Below are 6,603 nucleotides of genomic sequence, written 5' to 3'. Positions count from 1 at the left end.
GGTCAGGGTGAACCAGCTGGCCGGCGATCGGTGCTCGTTGAACAGGCCGGCCAGAGCGGTCTCGAGCTTGTCGTCGCGAGGGCGGCGCTTCATGGGCTGAGCTTAGCGGCTCGCGGATGATGCGCGAAGCGCCGTCCGGGGTGACGATGCAACACGCCCCGGCTAGAGAGGGCGCATGCCCAAGCTGACGTCCGCGATCGATCCGTCTTCCGAAGCCTTCAAGCGGCTCGACGCCCACAACCGCACTCTGGCGCGCGAGCTGAGGGAAAAGGTCGCCAAGGCCGCTCTGGGCGGCCCCGACGCCTCGCGTGACCGGCACGTGAAGCGGGGCAAGTTGCTGCCGCGCGACCGGGTGGAGCGGCTGCTGGATCCCGGCGCGCCCTTCCTGGAGGTCGGCCAGCTGGCAGCCAACGGCATGTACGGCGACGAGGCGCCGGGGGCCGGGATGATCTGCGGCGTTGGGCGCGTCTCGGGCCGCGAGGTGATGATCGTCGCCAACGATCCGACGGTGAAGGGCGGCGCCTACTTCCCCCTGACGGTGAAGAAACACCTGAGAGCCCAGGAAATCGCTGAGCAAAACAACCTGCCATGCGTCTATCTGGTGGATTCGGGCGGAGCGAACCTGCCGCACCAGGCGGAGGTGTTTCCGGACCGCGACCACTTCGGCCGCATCTTCTTCAACCAGGCGCGGATGAGCGCGAAGTCGATCCCGCAGATCGCCTGCGTCATGGGGTCGTGCACCGCCGGCGGCGCCTATGTGCCGGCCATGTCGGACGAGACGGTGATCGTCCGCAACCAGGGCACCATCTTCCTGGCCGGCCCGCCGCTGGTGAAGGCGGCGACGGGCGAGGTGATCTCCGCTGAAGAGCTGGGCGGCGCTGAGACCCACGGTCGGCGCTCGGGCGTGGTCGACCATGTGGCCGAGAACGACGAGCATGCGCTGCAGATCGTGCGCGACATCGTGGCGGGCCTGAACACGGTCAAGCGGCCGGAGATGGACATCGAGGAGCCGGTCCCGCCGGCGCTGGATCCCGAGGAGCTCTACGGCCTTATCCCCGAGGACGTGCGCGCGCCCTACGAGGTCCGCGAGGTCATCGCGCGCATCGTTGACGGCTCGGAGTTCCAGGAGTTCAAGCGCGACTACGGCTCGACGCTGGTGACCGGCTTCGCGCGCATCTGGGGAATGCCGGTGGCGATCCTGGCCAACAACGGCGTGCTGTTCTCCGAGAGCGCCCAGAAGGGGGCGCACTTCATCGAGCTGGCCTGCAAGCGGAAGATCCCGCTGGTGTTCCTGCAGAACATCTCCGGCTTCATGGTCGGCGGCAAGTACGAGGCCGAAGGCATCGCCAAGCACGGCGCCAAGATGGTGACTGCCGTGGCGTCGGCCGAGGTGCCGAAGTTCACCGTCCTGATCGGCGGCAGCTTCGGCGCGGGCAACTACGGCATGTGCGGCCGGGCCTATTCGCCGCGCTTCCTGTTCACCTGGCCGAACAGCCGCATCTCGGTGATGGGCGGCGAGCAGGCCGCCAGCGTGCTGGCCACCGTCAAGCGCGACGCCATGGAGGCCAAGGGCGAAAGCTGGGCCGCCGAGGACGAGGCCGCCTTCAAGGATCCGATCCGTCAGCGCTACGAGGACGAGGGCAAGCCCTACTACGCCACGGCACGCCTGTGGGACGACGGCATCATCGACCCGGTCCAGACGCGAGATGTGCTGGGGCTGGCGATCAGCGCGAGCCTGAACGCGCCGGTTCCGGAGACGACCTTCGGTGTGTTCCGGATGTGATCAGCCGGGCGAGCGGAGGATTTTCTCCATCGCCTTGCCCTTCGCCAACTCGTCCACGAGCTTATCGAGGTGGCGCAGCTCGCGCATGAAGGGGTCTTCGATCGCCTCGACGCGATAGCCGCAGATCACGCCTGTGATCAGGAAGCGGTTCGGGTTCATCGCCGGAGCCTTGGCGAAGAAGGTCTCGAAGTCGGTCTTGTCGGCCAGCAGGCCGTCGAGCTGGTGCTCCGAATAGCCGGTCAGCCAGCGGATGATCTCGTCGACCTCGGCGCGGGTCCGGCCCTTCTTCTCCGCCTTGGCGACGTAGTGGACGTGGACGCTGGCCACGCTGGTCTTGCGGATGCGGTCGGCTGCGGTGGTCGCCATCGGCCTGGCTTCCTGTTCCGTTCGGTCCCGGACGCGTTATAGGTCTGACAGCCCCGGAGACCAGCATGGCCAAGCCCACCGACGCCGACCTGAACGCCCCCGACATCACCGACGCCGAGGCCGCCGAGATGAACGCCATCGCCCATCCGCTGGTGGCCAATCCCGCGCCGGACGCCGATGACCGCCTGGCCCGCATCGACTCGACTCCGGACGGGACGGTTTTCGTGACCATCAACCGGCCGGCCAAGAAGAACGCCTTTGACGCCGCGACCATCGCAGCGCTGCGCGAGGCGTTCGAGACGCTGCACGCCGCCGACCACGTGCGGGTGGTGTTCGTGCGGGGCGCGGGCGGGACCTTCTCGGCGGGCGCCGACCTGGAATGGATGCGCGACGCGGCCGACTGGTCCGAGAGTGACAACCGCGATGACGCCATGGGCCTGGCGAAGATGCTGAAGGCCCTGCACGACGTGCCGGCGCTGACGGTCGCCATCGTGGAGGGCGCGGCCATGGGCGGCGGGGCCGGGATCGTGGCCGCCTGTGACATGGCCGTGGCGGTGAAGGGGACGAAGTTCGCCTTCTCGGAGGTCAAGCTGGGCCTGATCCCCGGCACCATCGCGCCCTATGTGGTCGAGGCGGTCGGCGCGCGCACGGCGCGGGCCCTGTTCATGACCGGCGATGTCTTCTCGGCGGAGGACGCCAAGGCCTTCGGCCTTGTCGGCCACGTGCTGGGCTCGGCCGACGAGATCGACGGCTTCGTGGCCGAGTTCACCCGCACGATGAGGGCCTGTGCGCCCGGCGCCGTCGGCGATGCCAAGCGACTGGTCCACCACGTGGCCGGCAGGCCCATCGACCGCGACCTGATGGAGGACACGGCCAGACGCATCGCCCGGGCCCGCGTCTCCGAGGAAGGTCAGGAGGGCGTGCGCGCCTTCCTCGAAAAGCGTAGACCCGCCTGGACTCAATAGGGGTTCGGGGCAGGGGCCATGACGGACATCGGAGGCGCGGCGGCGACGGCGGAAGTGCTCGCCGGTGATCCGCACCGGGGGAATCCGGGCGCTGAGCATCTGGAGGCGGCCGAACACGCGGGCGTCTGCGCCAATTGCGAGACGGCGCTTGAAGGCCCCTACTGCCACGCCTGCGGCCAGCGGGCCCATCTGCACTCGCGGCTGAGGGACCTGTTTCACGAGGCGATCGAGGGGATCGCGCACCTGGACGGGCGCATCTGGCGCACGCTTCCGGTGCTGGCGATCAATCCAGGCCGCCTGACGCGAGAGTGGCGAGAGGGGCGGCGCGTCCGCTACCTGCAGCCACTGCACCTGTTCCTGTTCGCGGTGTTCCTGTTCTTCACCTTCCAGTCGCTGACGGGACAGCACCTGGTCATGCTGCCGGGATCGACCGTCATGCGCGACCAGCCGACGCTGGCGGCGGGCCTGGAGGAGGCGCGTCGGGAGGCCGCCGCGGACGGGCTTCAACTCAGCGTCGATCAGTCAGACACCGGCCGGCGGCTGGGCTCGATGATCGACCGCCGGCTCCAGAACGCGGAGTATTACAGCTACAAGATCGAGACCCTGATTTATAAGCTGAGTTTCCTGCTGGCGCCGATCAGCATGGCGATCCTGGCGCTGCTGATGATCTTCCGGCGGGGCTACAGCTTCTACGACCACGGGGTCGTGTCGCTGTATGGCGTGGGCTTCGGAGTCTTGACGGCGACAGCCTATTCGCTGGCGAATTGGTCGCTCGGTTTCGTCGGCTGGGAGCTGAGCGGAATGGCCGCGGCGGGTGTCATGCTGGGGCTGGCGGTCCATGCCATCGTGCACCTGAAGGGCGCCTACGGGCTGAGCTGGCCCGGAGCCGTGGTCCGGGGCCTGCTGCTGTCGATCCTGACCCTGGCCGGGTTCGGCCTGTTCCTGCTCGGGGTGGTGGTCCTGGGGCTGTTCGCCTAGGCCTCGGCGAGCGCCTCTTCGGCCGCCAGCCAGTCGGCCTCGGCGGCGTCGAGGTCCGCCTGGGCCTTCGCGCGGGCGCGGCTGAGGTCGGCGAGTTTCGAGGGGTCGCTGGTGGCGGCCTTGGCCAGGTCGCGGTCGATTCGGGCGACCTCGGCGGTCAGGGCGGCCATCCGTTCCTCGGCCTTCTTCGCGGCGAAGCGCAGGGTCGAGGGAGACGGGCCGTCCTTCTTCGCAGTCTTGAGTGCTGGCGCGGGCGTGACCGGCGCGGGGGCCTCGGCGACCTGGGTCGGGCGCGAGCCCGCCGCCTTGGCCCGGTCGAGGACGAACTTCGCGTAGTCGTCCATGTCGCCCTCGAAGGGCTTCACCGTGCCGTCGGCGGCCAGCCACAGGCGATCGGCGACCAGCTCCATCAGGGAGCGGTCGTGGGTGATCAGGATGACCGCGCCCTCGTATTCGTTCAGCGCGTCCAGCAGGGCCCGGCGGCTGTCGATGTCCAGGTGGTTGGTCGGCTCGTCGAGGATGAGGACGTGCGGAGCGTCCATGGCCACGAGGTTGAGCAGAAGACGGGCGCGCTCGCCGCCGGACAGGCTCTCGACCTTGGTCTCCTGCTTCTCGAACGGCAGGCCGTATTGCGCAAGCCGCGAGCGGCGGCTGTTCTCCGACGCGTCCGGCATGGCGCGGCGGATGATCTCCAGCGCCGTGTCCTCGGGATCCAGCGCCTCGATCTGGTGCTGGTGGAACCAGCCGACCTTCATCTTGCCCGAGCGGAGGAAGTCGCCCTTCTCGGGCTTGAGGGCGCCGGCGATCATCTTGGCGAAGGTCGACTTGCCCGCCCCGTTGACGCCGAGCAGGCCGATGCGGTCGTCGGTGTCCATCCGCAGGTTGAGGTTCCTGAGGATCGGCCGGCCGGGCTCATAGCCGACGTCGGCCTTCTCTAGCCGGATCAGCGGCGGCGCGATGGGGCGATCCGGAGACGGCAGCACGAAGGGCGCCACACGCTCGTCCGGCGGCAGGGTGACCGGCTGCATCTTGGCCAGGCGTTTCACCCGGGACTGGGCCTGGGCGGCCTTGGAGGCCTTGGCCTTGAAGCGGTCGACAAATGATTGCAGGTGGGCGCGCTCGGCTTCCTGCTTGGCGCGGGTGGCCTCGAGCAGGCGCAGCTTCTCGGCCCGGGTCTTCTCGAAGTCGTCGTAGCCGCCCGTGTAAAGGTCCAGCTTGCGGTTCGACATGTGCAGGATGTGGGTGCACACCGTGTTCAGCAGTTCACGGTCGTGGCTGATGATCACGGCCGTCGACGGATATTTCTTCAGCCGGGCCTCGAGCCACAGGGCGCCCTCGAGGTCGAGGTAGTTCGTCGGCTCGTCGAGCAGCAGGATGTCCGGCTCGGCGAACAAGGCGGCCGCCAGCGCTACCCGCATCCGCCAGCCGCCGGAGAACTCGGCCATGGGGCGCGACAGGTCGGCTTGGGAGAAGCCCAGGCCTGCCAGGATTTCCGACGCACGCGACGGGGCGCTGTCGGCGTCGATGGCGATCAGCCGCTCCCAGATCTCGCCCATCTCCTCCGGCTCGGCGATCTCCAGCCAGTGCAGCAGGCGGTGGCGCTCCTCGTCGGCCTCAAGAATCGTGTCGAGCAGGGACACTGGCGTGGCCGGGTGCTCCTGATCGACGGATCCGATGCGCGCCTGCTTTGGCAGGGTGATCTCGTCGCCGCCGGCGGCCAGCTCGCCCAGGATCAGCTTGAACAGGGTCGATTTGCCGATGCCGTTACGGCCCACCAGCCCGACCTTGGAGCCCGGCGGCAGGCTCACGGAGGCGCGGTCCAGGAAGGGCCGGCCCCAGGCGCTGAACGTCAGGTCGTTGATCTGCAGCATTGATACGGTGGCGGTGTTGGAAAGCGGGGAGGGCGCCGCTATAAGCCCGCGACCTTCAAACCCCCAAACAAGAAGTCTCTCCTCCCATGACCGAACGCACCTTCTCGATCATCAAGCCCGACGCGACCGAGCGGAACCTGACCGGCAAGGTCAACGCCGTGATCGAGGACGCCGGCCTGCGCATCGTCGCCCAGCGTCGCATCAAGATGACCCGCGACCAGGCCGAGAAATTCTATGAAATCCACAAGGAGCGCCCGTTCTTCGGCGAGCTGGTGGACTTCATGACCTCGGGTCCGGTGGTCGTTCAGGTGCTGGAAGGCGACAACGCCGTGGCTCGCTATCGCGAAGTCATGGGCGCCACCAACCCGGAACAGGCCGCCGAGGGCACCATCCGCAAGCTCTACGCCCGTAACGTCGGCGAGAACTCGGTGCACGGCTCGGACTCGGCTGACAACGCCAAGATCGAGATCGCCCAGTTCTTCACGGACGACCAGATCGTCGGCTAAAGGCCGGCCTGACGGCGAAGAACGAGGCCTCCGGGGGGACCCGGGGGCCTTTTTCGTGCGCGACACAGCGACAGAGCGACAGCCGGGCACACCGCGGATCCGCGACACCCTCGATGTCAAAGACCGACGGGCCG

The 6,603-nt window shown here is 68.2% G+C and carries 6 protein-coding genes; 4 read left to right on the top strand and 2 right to left on the bottom strand.

Translation table 11 applies throughout. From position 1 onward, the window contains the following. The first annotated feature begins 175 nt into the window (after nucleotides 1–175). Nucleotides 176–1,783, top strand: coding sequence for a carboxyl transferase domain-containing protein (locus Q0M60_RS13650; RefSeq protein WP_296820502.1), 1,608 nt, complete (start codon nucleotides 176–178; stop codon nucleotides 1,781–1,783). Here the strand turns inward: Q0M60_RS13650 and Q0M60_RS13645 are convergent, their stop codons facing one another. Then, nucleotides 1,784–2,149: a DUF2200 domain-containing protein gene (locus Q0M60_RS13645; RefSeq protein WP_296820500.1), complete on the bottom strand. Its 366-nt coding sequence runs from the start codon at nucleotides 2,147–2,149 to the stop codon at nucleotides 1,784–1,786. It lies immediately after the preceding gene. A gap of 65 nt (nucleotides 2,150–2,214) precedes the next feature. Here Q0M60_RS13645 and Q0M60_RS13640 point away from each other — a divergent pair, with 65 nt between their 5' ends. Further along, on the top strand, nucleotides 2,215–3,114 hold the full coding sequence (locus Q0M60_RS13640; RefSeq protein ID WP_296820498.1) for an enoyl-CoA hydratase-related protein: 900 nt from the start codon (nucleotides 2,215–2,217) through the stop codon (nucleotides 3,112–3,114). A gap of 18 nt (nucleotides 3,115–3,132) precedes the next feature. Beyond that, the gene (locus tag Q0M60_RS13635) at nucleotides 3,133–4,092 is read left to right on the top strand and encodes a DUF3667 domain-containing protein (RefSeq protein ID WP_296820497.1); all 960 of its coding nucleotides are present in this window, start codon (nucleotides 3,133–3,135) and stop codon (nucleotides 4,090–4,092) included. Here the strand turns inward: Q0M60_RS13635 and Q0M60_RS13630 are convergent. After that, the gene (locus Q0M60_RS13630) at nucleotides 4,089–5,963 is read right to left on the bottom strand and encodes an ABC-F family ATP-binding cassette domain-containing protein (RefSeq protein ID WP_296820495.1); all 1,875 of its coding nucleotides are present in this window, start codon (nucleotides 5,961–5,963) and stop codon (nucleotides 4,089–4,091) included. The two genes, Q0M60_RS13635 and Q0M60_RS13630, sit on opposite strands and share 4 nt — an antisense overlap. A gap of 86 nt (nucleotides 5,964–6,049) precedes the next feature. On the opposite strand from Q0M60_RS13630, the gene ndk reads away from it, so the two are divergent. After that, nucleotides 6,050–6,469: a nucleoside-diphosphate kinase gene (ndk, locus tag Q0M60_RS13625; RefSeq protein ID WP_296820492.1), complete on the top strand. Its 420-nt coding sequence runs from the start codon at nucleotides 6,050–6,052 to the stop codon at nucleotides 6,467–6,469. Nucleotides 6,470–6,603 lie beyond the last annotated feature (134 nt).

The organism is Brevundimonas sp. (assembly GCF_024711105.1).
GTDB lineage: Bacteria > Pseudomonadota > Alphaproteobacteria > Caulobacterales > Caulobacteraceae > Brevundimonas.
The sequence above is the reverse complement of the archived record's forward strand: the minus strand, read 5'-3'. Positions and strand labels throughout refer to the sequence as shown.

Coding starts and splice junctions, on each gene's coding strand:
- Q0M60_RS13650 (WP_296820502.1), top strand. CDS start 176: ATGCCCAAGCTGACGTCCGCGATCGATCCGTCTTCCGAAGCCTTCAAG.
- Q0M60_RS13645 (WP_296820500.1), bottom strand. CDS start 2,149: ATGGCGACCACCGCAGCCGACCGCATCCGCAAGACCAGCGTGGCCAGC.
- Q0M60_RS13640 (WP_296820498.1), top strand. CDS start 2,215: ATGGCCAAGCCCACCGACGCCGACCTGAACGCCCCCGACATCACCGAC.
- Q0M60_RS13635 (WP_296820497.1), top strand. CDS start 3,133: ATGACGGACATCGGAGGCGCGGCGGCGACGGCGGAAGTGCTCGCCGGT.
- Q0M60_RS13630 (WP_296820495.1), bottom strand. CDS start 5,963: ATGCTGCAGATCAACGACCTGACGTTCAGCGCCTGGGGCCGGCCCTTC.
- ndk (WP_296820492.1), top strand. CDS start 6,050: ATGACCGAACGCACCTTCTCGATCATCAAGCCCGACGCGACCGAGCGG.